The organism is Myxosarcina sp. GI1 (assembly GCF_000756305.1).
GTDB lineage: Bacteria > Cyanobacteriota > Cyanobacteriia > Cyanobacteriales > Xenococcaceae > Myxosarcina.
Genome location: NZ_JRFE01000001.1, coordinates 71,858 through 90,177, shown reverse-complemented (window position 1 = coordinate 90,177; position 18,320 = coordinate 71,858). Strand labels below are relative to the sequence as shown.

At 40.7% G+C, this 18,320-nt stretch carries 12 protein-coding genes; 7 read left to right on the top strand and 5 right to left on the bottom strand.

Annotation, left to right across the window (positions count from 1 at the left end; translation table 11 throughout):
• The first annotated feature begins 238 nt into the window (after positions 1 to 238).
• Positions 239 to 1,096, top strand: coding sequence for a DUF6492 family protein (locus KV40_RS00375; RefSeq protein ID WP_036476688.1), 858 nt, complete (start codon positions 239 to 241; stop codon positions 1,094 to 1,096).
• Between the two features lie 129 nt (positions 1,097 to 1,225).
• On the top strand, positions 1,226 to 2,458 hold the full coding sequence (locus KV40_RS00370; RefSeq protein WP_036476686.1) for an NAD-dependent epimerase/dehydratase family protein: 1,233 nt from the start codon (positions 1,226 to 1,228) through the stop codon (positions 2,456 to 2,458).
• Positions 2,459 to 2,524: 66 nt separating this feature from the next.
• On the opposite strand, the gene KV40_RS00365 is transcribed toward KV40_RS00370, so the two are convergent.
• The 3 genes from KV40_RS00365 to KV40_RS00355 all read right to left on the bottom strand — a co-directional run bounded on the left by KV40_RS00365 (position 2,525) and on the right by KV40_RS00355 (position 6,986).
• On the bottom strand, positions 2,525 to 4,120 hold the full coding sequence (locus tag KV40_RS00365; RefSeq protein ID WP_036476683.1) for a 2-isopropylmalate synthase: 1,596 nt from the start codon (positions 4,118 to 4,120) through the stop codon (positions 2,525 to 2,527).
• 279 nt (positions 4,121 to 4,399) lie between these two features.
• Positions 4,400 to 4,930 (bottom strand): NYN domain-containing protein, encoded by a 531-nt coding sequence (locus tag KV40_RS00360; RefSeq protein ID WP_036476874.1) that lies wholly within the window; start codon positions 4,928 to 4,930, stop codon positions 4,400 to 4,402.
• A gap of 658 nt (positions 4,931 to 5,588) precedes the next feature.
• Positions 5,589 to 6,986 carry a glycoside hydrolase 100 family protein gene (locus tag KV40_RS00355; protein WP_172657207.1) on the bottom strand — a complete coding sequence of 466 codons (1,398 nt, stop codon included), beginning with the start codon at positions 6,984 to 6,986 and terminating at the stop codon, positions 5,589 to 5,591.
• A gap of 192 nt (positions 6,987 to 7,178) precedes the next feature.
• Between KV40_RS00355 and pruA the strand changes: the two genes are divergently transcribed.
• From pruA to KV40_RS00335, 4 genes are all read left to right on the top strand, one after another.
• On the top strand, positions 7,179 to 10,178 hold the full coding sequence (pruA, locus tag KV40_RS00350; protein ID WP_052055211.1) for an L-glutamate gamma-semialdehyde dehydrogenase: 3,000 nt from the start codon (positions 7,179 to 7,181) through the stop codon (positions 10,176 to 10,178).
• Between the two features lie 121 nt (positions 10,179 to 10,299).
• Positions 10,300 to 10,896 carry a sigma-70 family RNA polymerase sigma factor gene (locus tag KV40_RS00345; RefSeq protein ID WP_036476680.1) on the top strand — a complete coding sequence of 199 codons (597 nt, stop codon included), beginning with the start codon at positions 10,300 to 10,302 and terminating at the stop codon, positions 10,894 to 10,896.
• Between the two features lie 3 nt (positions 10,897 to 10,899).
• Positions 10,900 to 11,718, top strand: a complete 819-nt coding sequence (locus tag KV40_RS00340; protein WP_052055210.1) for an anti-sigma factor — start codon at positions 10,900 to 10,902, stop codon at positions 11,716 to 11,718.
• A gap of 176 nt (positions 11,719 to 11,894) precedes the next feature.
• The gene (locus KV40_RS00335) at positions 11,895 to 14,615 is read left to right on the top strand and encodes a cation-transporting P-type ATPase (RefSeq protein ID WP_036476678.1); all 2,721 of its coding nucleotides are present in this window, start codon (positions 11,895 to 11,897) and stop codon (positions 14,613 to 14,615) included.
• 97 nt (positions 14,616 to 14,712) lie between these two features.
• On the opposite strand, the gene KV40_RS00330 is transcribed toward KV40_RS00335, so the two are convergent.
• Positions 14,713 to 15,375 (bottom strand): SDR family oxidoreductase, encoded by a 663-nt coding sequence (locus tag KV40_RS00330; protein ID WP_036476675.1) that lies wholly within the window; start codon positions 15,373 to 15,375, stop codon positions 14,713 to 14,715.
• A gap of 112 nt (positions 15,376 to 15,487) precedes the next feature.
• On the opposite strand from KV40_RS00330, the gene KV40_RS00325 reads away from it, so the two are divergent.
• A complete protein-coding gene (locus tag KV40_RS00325; RefSeq protein ID WP_036476673.1) occupies positions 15,488 to 16,213 on the top strand; it encodes a DUF1997 domain-containing protein in 726 nt (241 codons plus the stop codon).
• Between the two features lie 101 nt (positions 16,214 to 16,314).
• Here the strand turns inward: KV40_RS00325 and KV40_RS31680 are convergent, their stop codons facing one another.
• Positions 16,315 to 17,529, bottom strand: coding sequence for a hypothetical protein (locus KV40_RS31680; RefSeq protein WP_052055209.1), 1,215 nt, complete (start codon positions 17,527 to 17,529; stop codon positions 16,315 to 16,317).
• Positions 17,530 to 18,320: the final 791 nt, after the last annotated feature.

Here is an 18,320-nt window from a genome sequence, read left to right as displayed (position 1 = left end):
AACTTACATTTAGAGATTTGCGATCTTAATTTAATAGTTATTGAGACACTCCGAATAACCAACTGTCTTCTCTCCGATTACCAATTGACAAGTTTGGCTCTCTATCGGCATAGCTCTAACTGCTTTAATTTAATTTGTATATCGATACGATCGCGATCTTACCAGCATCTGGCAAAGTTTATAGATGCGCTGAAAACAATTAAGATCTGTATTTACGATCCTTAATCGGTGTTTTTCAATGTCACAAAAATCAATTTGCTTGGTAACGCCTAGTTATGCTCCAGATTTCGAGAGATGCCAACTGTTGGTAAATAGCATCCAACGCTATAGTAATTCTTTATTCAAGCACTATATAGTCGTAGACCGACAAGACTATAAATTATTTAATTCATTGGCAACTAACAATACGCTAGTTCTTAATAAAGAAGATTTATTGCCTCAATGGATCGTTAGAATTCCTTTATTTACCAAGAAAAATATTTGGTTTAGTTGGAAAACTTTACCGCTTAGAGGATGGTTGGTACAGCAATTGATCAAGCTTACCGTAGCTAATTATGTTTCAGAAGATGTTTTAGTCTTTGCCGATTCTGATGTTTTTTTTATTCGCCCGTTCGATCTGCAAGATTATATTAGAGGCGATCTCGTCAGATTTTTTTGCGAACCGAAATGTGTTGCTGTCGATAATCCAGATTTGGCTAGATGGTACTATGATGCCAGCAAATTACTACGTTTAGAACCGCCTAAGTTTCCCGTCAATAACTACATGGGACAGTTGATTTTCTGGCGTAAAGACAATGTTTTAAAGTTACACCGCTATTTAGAAGCCAAAAATAATCGTAGCTGGATTGAGGCTATTTGCGCCAACTGGCACGTATCGGAATATATTCTTTATGGAGTATTTGTCGAAAAAATTTTACAACAATCTGGTCATTATAAAGACGATCTCGATCTCTGTCACAACTACTGGCAAGAAACCCCTCTATCTCAGGAAGAATTAGTTAGATTTATCGGCAACGTCTCCTCAGAGCAAATTGCTACGATGATTTCCGCTAAAGCAGAGATGCCAGTGACTAGTTATGCCGAGTTGCTTTCTTAAACAGAAAATAAGCGATCGCGACTAAATATTGAGAATAAATCCTCAAAAAAAACCATAGAGCCTCAAAATTTGGTTAAATGATTTAGATTGCAAAAACGTTTCCGTGATGATTATTTAGAGGCAAGATTTATGAAAGTTATTATTTTAGGAGGGGATGGTTTCTGTGGTTGGCCTACCTCCCTACACTTGTCCAATCGAGATTTGGATGTAGTTATTGTCGATAATTTATCGCGACGCAATATCGACAACGAACTAGAGGTAAGCTCTCTCACACCAATCGCCCCCATCGGACAGAGACTTAAAACTTGGGAGCAAATTACAGGCAAAAAAATTGAATTTCATAATATTGATATTGCTAAAGAATACGATCGCCTATTAAATCTAATTATTAAAGAACAGCCCGATGCGATCGTGCATTTTGCCGAACAGCGGGCAGCCCCCTATTCGATGAAATCTTCTCGTCACAAGCGATATACGGTTAATAATAATCTCAACGCTACCAACAATTTGCTCTGTGCGATCGTCGAATCTGGCTTGGATATTCACTTGGTACATTTAGGTACTATGGGAGTTTATGGTTACGGTACCGCAGGGATGAAAATTCCTGAAGGCTATTTAGATGTGGAAGTTGTCACCGATAACGGCGATCGCATCCAGCAGGAAATTCTCTATCCTGCTAACCCTGGTAGCGTCTACCACATGACTAAAACTCAAGATCAATTATTTTTTTACTATTACAATAAAAACGACGGTATTAGAGTTACAGATTTACACCAGGGAATTGTTTGGGGAACTAATACTCCCGAAACCCAAATGGACGAACGCCTAATCAACCGCTTCGATTATGATGGCGATTATGGTACGGTTCTCAACCGTTTTTTAATGCAGGCGGCGATTGGCTATCCGCTAACCGTACACGGCACGGGAGGTCAAACTCGCGCTTTTATTCATATCAAAGACACGGTACGCTGTATTCAGCTAGCAATTGAAAATCCTCCAGAAGCTGGAGAAAGGGTTAGAATTCTCAACCAAATGACCGAAACTCATCGAGTTAGAGATTTAGCAGCAATGGTCTCGGAAATGACTGGTGTAGAAATTGCCTATTTACCTAACCCGCGTAATGAAGCACCAGAAAATGAGCTATTTGTGAAAAATCAGCGGTTCTTAGATATGGGACTCAAACCTACTACTTTGAGTCAAGGCTTACTTAAAGAAGTAACCGACGTAGCTGGTAAATACGCTCATCGCTGCGACAAAAGCAAAATTCCCTGTACTTCTCTATGGATTCAAAAGCAGCATAAAGCCGATAATAACTCTCGCAAAAGCGAGTTAAAACTAGATCGCGTTGGCAATAAAAAGTAGAAGCAGCAGTTAAGGCAAGGCACTGCCTTGCCTTAACCCAAACGGCTTGCCCCGACAACAATCGAGCTACAGTGCTGCTGGTTCGGCTTGAGCCGTAGTTTGTAAATCCGCACAAATACGGTTTAAAGCTTTGATATAAGCACGCGCCGAAGCAACCACAATATCGGTATTCGCAGCACGTCCCGAATAAATTTTGTCCTGGTGGCGCAGGCGAATAGTTACCTCTGCCATAGCGTCAATACCTGCCGTAACCGACTGCATCGACAGTTCGATCAGTTCGTTCGGTACGCCAATTACGCGGTCGATAGCTTTACAAATAGCATCTACAGGACCCGTACCAATTGCTACATCGGTCGATTCTTCTCCTTCGGGAGTTCGAATAGTTACCGTAGCCGTAGGTCGGGAAAGATCGCCACAGGAAACTTGAATTAGTTCTAAGCGGAACAACTCGGGAGGTTGGCGAATTTCGTCATTGACAATGGCTTCAATGTCTCTGTCGCTGACTGCTTTTTTCTTATCGGCAACTTCTTTGAACCTGACAAAAGCTTTGTTGAGATCGCTTTCGGATAGTTCGTAACCCAACTCTTTAAGACGAGTACGAAAAGCGTTGCGTCCAGAATGTTTGCCCAGAATAATTTGATTGTCGGTCAGTCCGATAGATTGGGCATCCATAATTTCATAGGTCAGCTTATTTTTTAGCACCCCATCTTGGTGAATCCCAGATTCGTGGGCAAAAGCGTTAGAACCGACGATCGCTTTATTAGGCTGTACCATAATTCCCGTCAGGTTAGATACCAAGCGAGAAGTTTTATAAATCTGCCGTGTGTCGATATTAGTTAGTGGTTCGGTTGATTCTGTTGCTTTACCAAAGAAAGGATTGAAATACTGACGGCGGACGTGGAGTGCCATTACCAATTCTTCTAATGCCGCGTTGCCTGCCCGTTCGCCAATGCCGTTAATGGTACATTCTAGCTGTCGCGCTCCATTTTCAATGGCTTCTAAGAAGCTAGCCACAGCTAAGCCCAAATCGTTGTGTCCGTGAACGGAAATAATTGCTTTATCGATGTTGGGAACGTTTTCTTTAATACCTTTAATTAACGCACCAAATTCTTTAGGCGTAGTATAACCTACGGTATCGGGAATATTAATCGTGGTCGCTCCTGCGGCGATCGCGGCTTCTAAAACCTGATATAAATATTCTGAGTCGGTACGCCCTGCATCCATCGGCGAAAACTCGACATCGTCCATAAAAGATTTAGCGTAAGCTACCATTTCTTCGGCAATGGCTAAAACTTCCGAGCGAGATTTTTTTAGCTGATACTGTAAGTGAATATCCGAAGTAGAAATAAATGTATGAATTCTCGCTTTAGCTGCTGGTTTTAAAGCTTCGGCGGCAGCTTTGATATCGGTTTTTATGGCTCTTGCCAAACTACAGATTACAGGACCATTTTCGGTTCCTACAGTTTGTGCTACTTTTTGTACTGCTTCAAAATCTCCAGGGCTAGCGTAAGCAAATCCCGCTTCGATTACATCAACTCCCAATCGAGCTAGAGCGCGGGCTATTTCAAGTTTTTCGGCTACATTTAGAGTTGCTCCTGGAGACTGCTCGCCATCTCTTAAGGTGGTATCAAAAATAATAATACGGTCTGGTGAATTGTTCATAACCCAAATTTGCGCGTCTATAAGGGGATGTACATTTGTGTATTTAAAAATTATAGGCGATCGATTGAGAGTAGCGAGTAGCGAGTAGCGAGTAGCAAATATTTAGTAGTTAATCACCATGATTAACTTATAACATCGCCATAACTGACGGCTCCCCTTCTTACTTCCCTATCGTTTGTTCTCTAAAGCTTACAGCCTAATCACTTTTGACTGTCTTGGCGAGCGTTCCCTTGCTGAGGAAGCCTCAGCGGGGTCTCGCCGCTTTCTACTTTTTACTTTTTAAAAGTCGCTTTTTTCTATAGAATTACGAATATCGTTGAGATCGATATAGCGATCGGTAGCATTACGAAGTTCTCTGGCAATCATGCCTTCAGTAGAAACTACCGTAATATGAGTATTTTTCGAGCGTAACAGTTCGATCGCTCGCTCAAAATCACCGTCTCCACTAAATAAAACTACTCGATCGTACTGTTCTACAGTATTAAACATATCTACTACAATTTCAATATCCAGATTAGCTTTTTGCGAGTAGCGACCAGAAGCATCGTCATAATATTCTTTGAGAATTTTGGTTCTAACCGTATACCCCAGACTAATCAAGGCATCGCGAAATCCTCTCTGATCCTGGGCATCTTTTAAGCCAGTGTACCAAAAGGCATTGACTAAGATTACCGTCGGATCGTTAGCAAAAAAATCTAATACTCTTCTGGGATCGAAAAACCAGCCATTTTTTTGTTGGGCATAAAACATATTATTGCCGTCTACAAATATAGATAGACGATCTCTTATGTAATTGTTATAAGATTCCATATAATCGATAAACCATACAGGTAAAATATATAAATAAAAAATAAGGCGATCGCAGGCAGTCACAGCGGCTAATTTTGCCTCATGACAATTTAGCTATAGGCAACTCTAGCGGTATAGCAGAGCGTACTATAACTTTAAATGAATAGACCTTTAAAGAATTATCTATGCTAAATAGTTAATAATCTCAGGCTTGAAAGATTGGCGTTAATGGATGAGGAAAACCTCAAATAAAAGTTATTAATTTAGGTATATTCAATATATTGACAGTTTAAAACAAAAAACCCTCTATAAACATTTAATTTTTTGGAGATAGCAATTTAATTAGCTAAAAAATAAATTTAGAAAAAGATCGAGAGACAATTATAAATCAGTATTAGTAATTTAAAATTAGCGATCGCCTCCAGGCAGATCGCATATTTGAAAACTATTCAATCGTAGCAATTACTGGTTGAATAACTTTTAACATTTGCTACAAATACCAGGCACTAAGTAACCTTAATGTTTATTTGAGAAACATTATTAACGTTAGTTCGACGAAACGTACTCTAAGCTTGAATATTGAAGTCAAGAAAACGAAATAATAACCTATTGCTTATTGCTTATTGCCTATTACCGTCTCCAAACTATCTACTTTTGTATCTATCAAACTCACGTATTATTAGATCGTACAGGCATCGGCTTCGGTGTCTTGCTCGAAACAAATAAACTTCAAACATCGAGGATTATCCCTCAGTAATTTTGCCAGTAACCAACCAGCAATCGTCCAGGTTTGAAACATTCTGGCGGATTTACCGACCAAACGACCATTTTTACCATCGTAATATTCGGGCCAGCGGTCATCCATCAAACGAGTTTCGGCGATCGCCACAGCCCGTTCCCCAATTTCGGCACGCTCCATTTTTTGAGCGGCTGCCATTAGCATCCACAATAAAATCGGCCAACTGCCGCCGTTGTGATAAGACCAGGGAGTATTTTTAGGATCGGAACCAGTAATAATTTGCCATGCCAAACCTTCTACAGCAGGAAAACAGATTTTCATTGGCATTTTGCCTATCAAGCTATCCCAGCGCTCTTCGATTAAATTCAAAATTTCATGAGATTCGTGGTCTGTAGTCAGGGAAGAAATAATCGCCATCAAATTGCCCAGGCTGAAAAAGCGAAAGTCCATGCGTCCTGGACCGAGATTGCCAGCTAGATAGCCACCGCGGTCGGGCATCCACTCTGTTATCCAGTAAGGGATAGATTCGGGATAAATATTAAACTTATTAACTACCGACTCGCCAAACTGGTCTCCCTGATAGCGGTGTATTTCATTGAGCTTTTTGAGATCGAGCCAATAGTAATAACGCATATGAAAGACAAAACTGCTCAGACGATTGTTGATACGAGCGATAGTGTTTTTGCCTTCAGTGTCGGTAATTAACAATTCCCTTGCCGATCGCAAGGCAGCATAAAACAATGCCTGAATTTCCAAAGGATAACCATCTACTCCCATGCGGCGATCGATCATACAGGCACCATCGGGGACGAGCAAGGTAGGAGTCATTTCAAACTGAGGTCCCAAACAAATATTGAGAATAAATTTTAGTGCCTCCTGAAAGTCGGGACGATGAGCGATACTAATGTCATCGGTAGCTTTGACATAGGCTCTTAAAAGGATAATCCACCACAAACAAGAATCAATTGGCGTAACTCTACCAATTGCTTTATCGCCAAAATCAGCATGGAGATATTGTTCTACCTCTCCAGACTCAACTTTAAAACTAGCTGGCATCAAACCAGGAGGTGCTTGATAGCAGTCAATACGTCTTTCTTGCTTTTGAAGCACGACAGTTTCCATAAAAAAGTTATGGAGAATGTCGGTTTTCCCCTGAATCAAGAATACTAAAGCTGCGGGTACGAAATCGCGGATAAAACACTGGTCGTAGTTGAGTGCATCCCTCTCCGAATCGGTAGCAGCCACAGTACCTACAGGACGGTTTTGGTAATAAATAATTGACTGTTCTAATAGTTCGTTGGCTTGCTGGATAATCGATTTTTTATTAGCAAGTACCATAATTTGTTAAATAGTTGACAAAACTTATCCTATCTCGATAATTTAACTTTTAAATGCCAAGGAACAAGAATTTTTAAATAAGTGCCATTTTGCCAGCAAAACTTTATAAAAGCTAATTTTTTGTAGTTAAGATAAAAGGTATAATAGAAGGTTTGTAAAAAGTGTCATCTATTGCTAGGAGCTATTTAAATCGTGGTCGTTCAAATAGATAAAAATATTAAAGCCGATCGCCCCTACGAGGCAAAAACCCAGGAAATTGCCAAACAGCTAATTGAAACCACTAGAGAAAAAAACAATTTCTTTGCCCAGATGCGCGACCAAATGCGTTGGGATGACAAGCTTCTAGATTGGACGATGGCTAATCCAGGGTTAAGGGTGCAAATGTTTCGCTTTATTGATACTATTCCCGCACTGCAAAGCAAATCGGAAGTTGCTCTGCATCTGCAACAGTATATGAGTGATGAAGCGGTGGAATTACCAGCAGCACTAAAAGGTATTCTTAATTTCACCGAACCAAATTCTTTTCCAGCCCAAACTGCGGCAGCAACCATTACTAAAGCCGTTGAAACTCTAGCATATAAATATATTGCAGGAGAAGATATCGCCGAAGTAATTAAAGCGATCGCCAGAATGCGGAAAGACGGCATGACTTTTACCATCGATCTCTTAGGTGAGGCGGTAATTACCGAAACCGAAGCCGAGGCTTATTTACAGAAGTATTTAGAGCTTATTTCTCAATTAAGCGAAACAGCTAAAAATTGGAAACGCACCGAAGGCATAGATTTAGCTGAGGGTAAAGAGTTACCCCAGGTGCAGGTATCGGCAAAGTTAACCGCCTTTTATTCTCAATTCGATCCTCTAGATCCCGAAGGTAGTAAAGCCAGGGTATGCGATCGCATTCGAGTTCTATTGCGTCACGCCAAAGAACATGGCGCGGCTGTCCATTTTGATATGGAACAGTACGAATATAAAGATTTAACCCTGGCAATTCTCAAAGAACTACTCACAGAAGACGAGTTTCGCGATCGCAACGATATTGGTATTACCCTACAGGCTTATTTACGTGACTCCTATCGGGACTTAGAAGATTTAATCGAGTGGGCAAAACAGCGCGGCAACCCCGTTACTATCAGATTGGTTAAAGGAGCTTACTGGGATCGAGAAACCATTAGAGCTTTACAAAATCACTGGCAGCAGCCCGTATACGACTATAAGAAGGCAACCGATGTCAATTTCGAGCGCATGACTCGCTTATTGCTAGAAAATCATCAGTACGTCTATGCAGCTATTGGCAGTCATAATGTCCGTTCACAGGCTCTAGCTTGCGCGATCGCCGAAACTTTAGAAATTCCTCCCCGTCGCTTTGAGATGCAGGTGCTGTACGGCATGGGAGATAAATTAGCTAAAGCTTTAGTCAAGCGCGGACATCGGGTGAGAGTCTACGCTCCTTACGGTAAGCTATTGCCAGGAATGGCGTATTTAATCCGCCGTCTATTAGAAAATACGGCAAATAGTTCATTTTTACGGCAAAATCAGGAGCAGAAACCTATAGAAGAGTTAATCGCTCCACCGATTGTAAAAACAGAGGAGTTAGAGCGAGAACACGAGCGAGAAAGTAATGTTACTTTTGCCAATGCCCCCGATACAGATTATTCCGACAGCGAACTTAGAATAAAAGCCCAACAGGATTTAGAAACTGTACGTAAATCTCTAGGTAAGACCTATTTACCTCTAATCGATGGCGAATACGTAGAAACTGATAACTATATCGACTCCGTCAATCCTTCCAGAGACTCAGAAGTAATCGGCAAAGTCGGTCAAATTTCTCTAGAACAGTCAGAAAGAGCGATGGAAGCTGCTAAAGCTGCTTTCTCTGGTTGGAAAAATACGCCAGTTAAAAAGCGAGCTAATATACTGCGTAAAGCAGCCGAGATTATGGAGTCGCGGCGACACGAACTAAACGCCTGGATTTGCTTGGAAGTAGGAAAAATTCTCGCTCAAGCAGATGGCGAGGTTTCAGAGGCGATCGATTTTTGTCGCTACTATGCCGACGAAATGGAAAGATTGGATGCTGGCTACAACTACGATATTGCAGGAGAAACTAACCGCTACTTCTATCAACCCAAAGGTATTGCCGTCGTTATTTCGCCCTGGAATTTTCCTATGGCGATCGCTACTGGGATGACTGTGGCTGCTTTGGTAACAGGCAACTGTACTCTACTTAAACCTGCCGCAACTTCGGCGGTAATTGCCGCCAAACTAACCGAAATCTTAATTGAAGCAGGTATTCCCAAAGGAGTTTTGCAATACGTCCCTGGTAAGGGTTCGGAAGTTGGAAATTATTTAGTAGAACACAAAGACACCCACGTTATCGCCTTTACGGGTTCGCGAGAAGTTGGCTGTAGCATTTACGCCCAAGCTGCTACTCTACAGCCAGGTCAAAAACATCTTAAAAAAGTCATTGCCGAGATGGGCGGTAAAAACGCAATTATTGTCGATGAAAGTGCCGACCTCGATTTGGCAGTAGCGGGAGTAGTTCAATCGGCGTTTGGCTATACGGGACAAAAATGTTCTGCCTGTTCGCGGGTAATCGTTGCCGAATCTATTTACGACACTTTCTTATCCAGACTAGTAGAAGCAACCAAATCTCTCAACGTTGGTGCTGCCGATAATCCCAGCACACAAGTAGGTCCCGTAATCGATTCTAAGGCACGCGATCGCATTTTAGAATACATCGAGCGAGGCAAACAAGAAAGCCAACTGGCATTGGCAATGACTGCACCAGAGGGTGGTTATTTTGTTCCTCCGACAATTTTAAGTGGAGTAACCACCGATAATACTATTGCCCAGGAAGAAATCTTTGGTCCCGTTTTAGCAGTAATGCGGGCAAGTAATTTTGATGAAGCTCTTAAAATCGCTAACGGCACCGACTACGCTCTAACAGGCGGTTTGTATTCTCGCACTCCCAGCCGTATTGACAAAGCTTATCGAGAATTTGAAGTAGGAAATCTTTATATCAACCGTAATATTACTGGCGCGATTGTTTCTCGTCAGCCTTTTGGCGGCTTTAAACTGTCTGGGGTTGGTTCTAAAGCAGGAGGACCAGATTATCTCTTGCAGTTCCTCGACCCCCGTGTAGTTACAGAAAATGTTCAGCGTCAGGGTTTTGCACCCATTACAGGAAATGAATAAAAAGTAGAGACAAGGCACACCTTGTCTCTACTTCATCATATCTTTTTATATCTAACTAGCTAAGACCTGTAGACTAATTCTGAAGACATTAATTTTAATATTTTCGGTTGCTTCTTCGTTCATGTCCTCGGAACCTCCAAGTCATGCTTCTAATACGAGTAAGCTTTGCCAAAGCGATGCAGAGCTATTTTTGCTTTTGCGTAGGGGACAAAAAACTGCTTTGGCTCTTTTGTACGACCGCCATGCTACACTAGTTTATGGAATAGCTTTAAAATTACTAGAAAATACCCAAGAAGCAGAAGATCTCACTCAGGATATTTTTTTAACTCTAAAGCAGTGTTCTTACAACTCCACACGAGGATCTTTACGTACTTATTTAGCAATTCTGACGCGATCGCGAGCCTTAGATTTATTAAGAACCCGTACTAGAGATCGGAGGCAATTACGCAAGCAAATAAGGGACGAACGTGCTAAAGTAACGTCTGACAATCCAATGGAAGAAGTATTTCGAGTAGAGCGATCGCAAGAAGTGCAATATGCTCTCGCTCAGTTGTCCGTAAAAGAACAACAAGTTTTAAAAATGACGTATTATGAGGGGTTAAGTCAGTCAGAAATAGCTTCGCAGTTAGAAATGCCAGTAGGAACGGTAAAATCTAAAGCGCGACGTGGATTACTGAAGTTGCGTCAGACACTTGCAGATGTTGTGGAGAAATTATAATCTATGGCTCTACTCTCATCAGAATGCGAACAGTTGCTTGTTGCGGGCTACGTGTTAGGAAATCTCAATCCCGTAGAAGCAGCCTTATTTAAAGAAATACTAGCAGAAAACCCAGAATTAATTCAGCAGGTAGCTGAATTTCAGCAAGCTTTGACCCTGGCATACGAGTCTCCAGAGGTCGCACTGCCGAACGGACTAAAAGCCAAAATTTTAGCCGCAGTCCCCGACGAGTCTGCCAATACTAGAGCGAATAGAAATTCAAGAGTTAAGCTTTTAGGATTACCCAAGCTTAAATTGCCCTGGTTTAAAGTTTTAGGAGCGATCGCAGCAGCAGCGATTGTAGGCTTAGGTATTGCTAATTACCGTCTCTGGCAAACATTACAGACAGCTGCGTTAGAAGCACCAGTTTTCAGACAACTAGTCTATACCCTACAAAGTCAAGAAGCTGAGGGACCAGTAGTAATTTTCTCTATTAGCCCCGATCGTTTAGAAGGAAGGCTAAGAGCGTTCGGTCTAGAACCTCTACCTGCCGATCGAGTTTATGTTTTATGGACTGTAGTAGGTAAAGACGCTCCCTTTACCACCGATAACAAAGGAGCTATTTTAACCGCAGTCTTTCATGTAAATGAAGATGGAACCCTATCTAGAAATATTTTCGTGCCAGAAGTCTATCAAACCAGCCAAGCGATTCAAAAAGTTGCGGTAACTATAGAAAACAAATCCGCTCCCCAGGCTCATCTAGGCTCAATCTTACTAGTTGCCGACCGACCTCAAAATGCCTTAAAAAAACCTGAAATTGCTTTCAAAAATAACGTTAGATAAAGCTCGAACCAATATTTCTGGTGAAAGACTAATTATGGTAACAATTGAGTCAACAATAAAAGACCGTACAAACATTTATTAGCCTGACAATTTATAAATTAATAAGAAATCGAGCTTGATAGTTGTCTCCAACTAGTTTATAAATGCTCGCTTTGCCCAACAACTGTATATAAAGTATGACCACAGCCAAAGACTTACCAGACTTAGAACGAGTAAGCTCCCTTAGCGCGACCGAAATTTTACAAAATCTCTCAGTAGAAACAGAAAGAGGATTAAATAATTCAGAAATAGAGCCAAGAAGAGAAAAGTATGGCTCCAATCGACTACAGCAATTCCAACGCCGCAGTTCTTGGCAGATCCTCATCGCTCAGTTTAAAAGTCCAATTATTGCTCTCTTAGCAGTAGCGGCAGTTCTTTCCTTTGCTTTTCAAGAATGGATTGAAGGAATCGCAATTTTAATTGCCATTTTACTCAATGCTGCGATCGGCTTTTTTACCGAAATCAAAGCAGTGCGATCGATGGAGTCTTTGCAGCAACTCAGTCAGACTAAAACCTTAGTCCGTCGCGAAGGTCAAGTAACAGAGATTAACGCCGAAGAACTGGTACCTGGAGATATTGTAGTCTTAGATAGTGGCGATTTGGTAGCAGCAGATTTACGTATTATTGAAGCTTCCAAACTGCAAGCCGATGAGTCGGCTTTGACTGGAGAGTCAGTTCCCGTAAGCAAAACTACAGAAAAATTAGAGGCAGATTTACCTCTAGCCGAGCGCAAAAATATGCTGTTTAAAGGTACGGCAATTACTAGAGGTTCTGGTGAGGGAGTTGTAGTAGCAACGGGAATGGATACGGAGTTGGGTCATATTTCTTCACTGACGGCAGAAGCAGAAGAAGAAGTTACGCCCTTAGAAAAAAGACTCGATAGCTTGGGACGCAGGTTAATCTGGGTGACGATCGCTATTGCGGTTTTGGTAGCTGTAACGGGAATTATCAGCGGCAGAGAACTACGAGTGATGGTGGAAATTGCCATTGCTCTATCGGTAGCGGCAGTACCCGAAGGATTGCCTATCGTGGCGACGGTTGCCCTGGCGCGGGGAATTTGGCGCATGGCAAAACGCAATGCTTTAATCGAGCGTCTGTCGGCGGTAGAAACTCTGGGAGCTACCAGTATTATCTGTACCGATAAGACAGGAACTCTGACTGAAAACCGCATGACGGTAGCTCAGATAGCTGTGGACGAAGGAGAGATTGAAGTTACGGGAAAAGGCTTGGAAGTTGAAGGAGAATTTATTGAAGGAGAAAACCACCTCAATCCAGGCGATCGCCAAGTCCTACAGGCAATTTTAGAGGTAGGCGTGTTGTGTAATAATGCTTCTTTACCACAAGAATCAACCAATGAAGAAAGTAAGATAACTGGCGATCCAATGGAAATCGCTCTATTGGTTGCAGGAGCAAAAGGCAATTTTTGGCGTAACGAATTAGTCGAGGGACAGCCAGAAGTCAACGAAGAAGCTTTCGATGCCGAAACTAAAATGATGGCGACATATCATGAAGCAGAAGGACAATATCGCGTTGCGGTCAAAGGTGCGCCAGAATCTATTTTACCAGTTTGTTCTTATTATTTAACTGATGAGGGAACTAAAGAAATCGATCGCCAAAAATATGAAGCATGGCAGGAAAAATGCGATCGCCTGGCAAGAGATGGCTTGAGAATTTTAGCTCTCGCACAAAAGACCGTTGCCAATAGAGAAGTCGAACCCTACGAAGATCTAACTCTACTTGGCGTAGTCGGATTATTAGATCCACCTCGACAAGATGTCAAACAAGCCCTCAAAGCCTGTCACGATGCTGGTATCAGGGCGATTATGGTTACAGGCGACCAGCCAGTAACAGCGCGTAATATTGGTTTGGCAGTCGGTCTGACTACCGAATCGGAAGCCGAAGCCGAACAGGGAAAAGCTTTAAAAAGCCCCGAAGATTTATCACAACAAGAACACGAACGGCTAAGACAAGTACCGATTTTTGCTCGCGTCAGCCCCGAACAAAAACTCAATCTAATTGCTCTGCATCAAGAAGCTGGCTCTGTAGTAGCGATGACGGGCGACGGCGTTAACGATGCCCCTGCCTTAAAAAAAGCCGATATTGGCGTAGCTATGGGCAAACGCGGTACTCAAGTAGCCCGCGAAGCAGCCGATATGGTGCTGCAAGACGATGCTTTCAGCACGATTATTGCCGCTGTCGAACAAGGGCGATCGATTTTTAACAATATTCGTAAATTTACCCTTTATTTGCTTTCTGGGAACATGGGAGAAATCATGGCAGTGGCTGCAGCATCTCTTACAAATGCACCCCTACCTTTGTTACCTTTACAAATTTTGTTTATCAATGCTGTAAATGATGTCTTTCCCGCTCTAGCTCTAGGAGTTGGTGCTGGCAATCCTACCCTAATGCAGCCTCCTCCTCGCGACTCAAAAGAGCCGATTTTAACCAGGGGTCACTGGCTGGCGATCGCACTTTACGGGCTGCTAATTGCCATACCTACACTCGGAGCTTTGGCGCTCGCCCTATTGTATCTACAAGTAGAGCAGGAAAGAGCAATTACTATATCTTTTTTAACCTTGGCATTTGGAAGACTGTGGCACGTTTTTAATATGCGCGACTCTGGTACGGGTTTGTTTCGCAATGAAGTAACTACCAATCCTTATATTTGGGGTGCAATAGTAATCTGTACGGGTTTATTATTACTAGCCGTTTATTTACCAGGTCTGTCTGATGTGTTGCAAACCGTTTATCCTGGTTTAGAGGGATGGTTATTAGTTATCGGTAGTAGCTTAATTCCCTTGATTATCGGGCAAATAGTCAAACAGTTTAGAAGCAGCAATAATAAAAAATCTGTTTGATGTCAATTATTGCAGCGGTTTTCATTCAATTAAATAGATTTTATTGTCTCTAACTTAGATGAATACCGCCGTGTGTTTGCATTTCATCTGTGAAATGTTATGAAGCTACGCTAGCAAACAATTGTTCCCAAGATTTAGATTCGGCTTCTGGTTTAGCGATAATTTCTATAATCTTCGATCGTGCAGCGGGTCTATTTAAAGCCTCTACGCAGACTTTAGCAACTTTAGGACGAGGAATACTACCATCAAATAAAGTATCCGCACCCGACATCACAATATTATCGGAGTTGTCCTCATTTTTTAGTCCGCCTGGACGCACAATAGTATAGTTCAAGCCACTACTTTGTAAATATTCTTCAGCCTGTTTTTTCCAATATAAAACCAGCCAGAATAAATTAAGAGGATGGAAAAACCTGGAAGCGCATAGAGAAGAAACAATTACGAACTGTTCTATATTATTGGCTTTGGCAACATCTATAAGATTTTTCGTTCCCTGGTAATCAATTTGATAGGGACCTGTAGGATCGAGGCTTGGGCTAGCTCCTGTAGCACAGAGTAAAACGTTACAATCGTCAAGAGCTTTGTCAATTGTTTCTGGCTTAAGTACATCTCCTACTACTAACTCAGCTTCTGAAGGCAGTATCTCCTTAGCTTTTTCTAAATTTCTAACTAAAGCACGTACTGCAATGTCTTTCTTCACCAATTCTCTGACAATGTGCCGTCCCGTCTGTCCCGTAGCTCCCACAACTAATGCTCGCATAAAATCCAAATCACACTAATTTTTTTTAAAAAGTGTTTAGCTTATAGTTAACTCTTTTATTGTAGAAAATTTAGCAGTACAAAGAATTACGAATAACTAAACTAAACATACTATGCAGTCCGACCTTGTAAATAGACAACAAGATGAAGTATTGGAAAACAACAGTCAAGATATATCTTTGTTAACCGATGACGACAAAACCTCTAGCCTCCGTTCGTTTCTATTTCGAGCTAGTTTTGTAGGCTGTATGGATATGTATAGCGATATCGATACTGTAGCTGATTATTTAGATGCTCATGAAGGTTGGTTTTGTCGCTGCGCTCGACCAATGAAAGTAGAGCCGTTGGGTAATAATGGCTATATTTTAGTTATAGGACGTTTTGGTTCTTTAGGTTTTCAGGTAGAACCAAAGATTGCAGTAGTTTTAGAACCACCAGTAGATAGAGTTTACCAAATGCGTACGATTCCGATTCCAGATGGCAATACTCTTAACTATGACGTTAATTATCAAGCTTCTATGAAGTTGGAAGCTAGCGATCCCCAACAGGACGTGCGCTTAAAAGCCAGTTTTCTAAAAAAGCGAATTGCACTTCCTCGATCGAACACCAAAGTTTTTTGGTCTTTGAATCTAGCTGTAAATGTCAGGTTTCCTAAATTTATTAATAAATTTTCACCATCTTTAGTTCAATCTACAGGCGATCGCTTAATAGCGCAAATAGTGCGTCAGGTATCTCCTCGCCTGACTTACAAAGTGCAGCAAGATTTTCACACTCGTCTTGGTTTGCCAGTGCCGCCGAAAAATAGTCTCAAATTCGAGCAAATTAGTTGTTTTCAGTAAAATACCGCTAGGAGTGAATAGTTAATAGTTTGATGTCTCATAAGATTTAGCGATCGCTAATTTCGCTATGATAAAGCGATCGCTACAAATCTTTCGGTGATTTAAATTGGTTCGACATAAAAACTAATTCCACTTTCCCCTTCAAGTCGATACCAGGGTAAATTTTCGACTACATAGTCTTTCTCTGCTGCCGAAGGAGTGAAAAAGTGAACGTCCGCCAGAGTATTGTACAGACGAAATAAAGGAACCGTTCCTGTCTCTTTTGCTTCGTAGGCATAATAGGCAACATCTTCAAAACTATAGTTAGAAAGATTATCAATAATATATTTTTTTTCTTTTTCAGCCATAGTATAGAGATGAACTCCCGTAGAATAATTGAAAAAGCGATATACGGGTTTGGCACCTGTTAAAGCATCAATGTCATCTTTAGCTCCTGCTGGTGCAATATAAGAAGACCCTTCATAGGCGTATTGTGGTAAATTATTTTGAATGTAACTTCTTTCCAATTCCGATGCCGTATAAAAATGCGCTCCAATATCCGAACGGAAAAAACGATGAATTACCGTATTTGTTTCATAGCCAACATCTTTTATTAGAGCTAGATCGATATCGCTAGGTAAAGCTCTTTCTCCTTTGGTTAATGAAGGCTCTAGCAAAGCATCTACATTTTGTACTCCATGATTGTCGTCTACATGACTTAAATCTTCGTCTAGGGGAACGGCTTTACCATCATTAAGAGCTTTACTATACTCACCTGTAAATACTTTTCTGATCGTATTAGTCAAACGATCGAACACGGGAGCCGCACCAATACCTAAAACATGCCCGATTTCATGAATGGCGACGCTAAAAAAATCATTTTTATCGGCAGGCACGTCATCAGTTACAGGATTGGAATCAAAATAAAAATCGGCATTATGGTTGAAAAAAACCGTACCTAGCCAGGGTTGAAAATCATCGCCATTGTAACGTTCATCTAAATCGCTATCAATTTCGTAACTGCCAAAAGGTCCCGCATTAGCCAGAGTGGATACTCCATCGGGTAAATCTAGTGAGTAGGCAAAGATCAGCAAATCGTCAATCGGTTCGTCAATAATGGCAGTTTTATTAGGTGTTTCAATATTAAAGTTATTTCCAGCTTCTTCGGTAATGGAAGCTATTGGTACTTGAATGGCATCTTCAATTGTTACATTGGCAAATTCGTCTTTAATATAAGTACTCCATACCGCTGCTGCTGCTTCTAGTACGGCTTTCCTGTTAGGAGTAAAAAAACCTAAATCGTCAAAACGATAATCAAATTTAATATCAAATGTCATAAAATTACTGTAGCTCCAAGGTTGATTTTTGATTTATTAATTGATATGGCTAACTTCAAACTAAAGTATTAGATTAGTAGGGTTTAAAAACCACAATAAATCTGTGATTTAAATCGCCATATTGTAGATTAATGACAATAGTTATAAATGTCTATATTTTTTAATTTTATCCGAGGCATAGATCGAGACGAAATCAGGTTTATTTTGTTTCTTTAAATCCATTTTATTTGAAAAAACAAACTATGCCAAAAAAACGAGCGGCAATAAATGGCAATAAATAAGGTATATAGCGTTTGTACATGCCTGAATTTGCGTCATACATATTTATTTAGTAATTTTTACTGACAATTTTTTAAATAAGCAATATTATTTACTTATTTTTATGTAAATCTAATGATAGTATTTTTTGTAATACGTACATTTTCGTAGTTTGCTTTTAAAGCTTATATTCATTTATAAAAATATATAAAATTAGCTTAAATCGATGAGTATTAAAGTAAGCAAAAAGTAGCAAGCGATAAATAAACTTTTAACTGCGAGCTGCTCTCAAACTTAAATAGACTTTTTGCATAAATATTTTTTTAAATATAAAAGATAGAGAGACAAAATCCACAATTCTGACTTCTTCGTTGCGACTGTCTTCATTCTCATCCTACTATTTTTAGATTCGTGCGAGAAGACTAATATAATTAGCAAATAGCACAAAGCTCTAGTTTGTGTTGAAAAAAATTAATTGAAAAATTAATTGAAATGACTACAAAATAAAACTTGAAGGCGAAGAAAAATACAGA

What these genes read in the sequence shown, in the direction of transcription:
- KV40_RS00375 (WP_036476688.1), top strand. Translation starts at nt 239, where the DNA reads ATGTCACAAAAATCAATTTGCTTGGTAACGCCTAGTTATGCTCCAGAT.
- KV40_RS00370 (WP_036476686.1), top strand. Translation starts at nt 1,226, where the DNA reads ATGAAAGTTATTATTTTAGGAGGGGATGGTTTCTGTGGTTGGCCTACC.
- KV40_RS00365 (WP_036476683.1), bottom strand. Translation starts at nt 4,120, where the DNA reads ATGAACAATTCACCAGACCGTATTATTATTTTTGATACCACCTTAAGA.
- KV40_RS00360 (WP_036476874.1), bottom strand. Translation starts at nt 4,930, where the DNA reads ATGGAATCTTATAACAATTACATAAGAGATCGTCTATCTATATTTGTA.
- KV40_RS00355 (WP_172657207.1), bottom strand. Translation starts at nt 6,986, where the DNA reads ATGGTACTTGCTAATAAAAAATCGATTATCCAGCAAGCCAACGAACTA.
- KV40_RS00345 (WP_036476680.1), top strand. Translation starts at nt 10,300, where the DNA reads ATGTCCTCGGAACCTCCAAGTCATGCTTCTAATACGAGTAAGCTTTGC.
- KV40_RS00340 (WP_052055210.1), top strand. Translation starts at nt 10,900, where the DNA reads ATGGCTCTACTCTCATCAGAATGCGAACAGTTGCTTGTTGCGGGCTAC.
- KV40_RS00335 (WP_036476678.1), top strand. Translation starts at nt 11,895, where the DNA reads ATGACCACAGCCAAAGACTTACCAGACTTAGAACGAGTAAGCTCCCTT.
- KV40_RS00330 (WP_036476675.1), bottom strand. Translation starts at nt 15,375, where the DNA reads ATGCGAGCATTAGTTGTGGGAGCTACGGGACAGACGGGACGGCACATT.
- KV40_RS00325 (WP_036476673.1), top strand. Translation starts at nt 15,488, where the DNA reads ATGCAGTCCGACCTTGTAAATAGACAACAAGATGAAGTATTGGAAAAC.
- KV40_RS31680 (WP_052055209.1), bottom strand. Translation starts at nt 17,529, where the DNA reads ATGACATTTGATATTAAATTTGATTATCGTTTTGACGATTTAGGTTTT.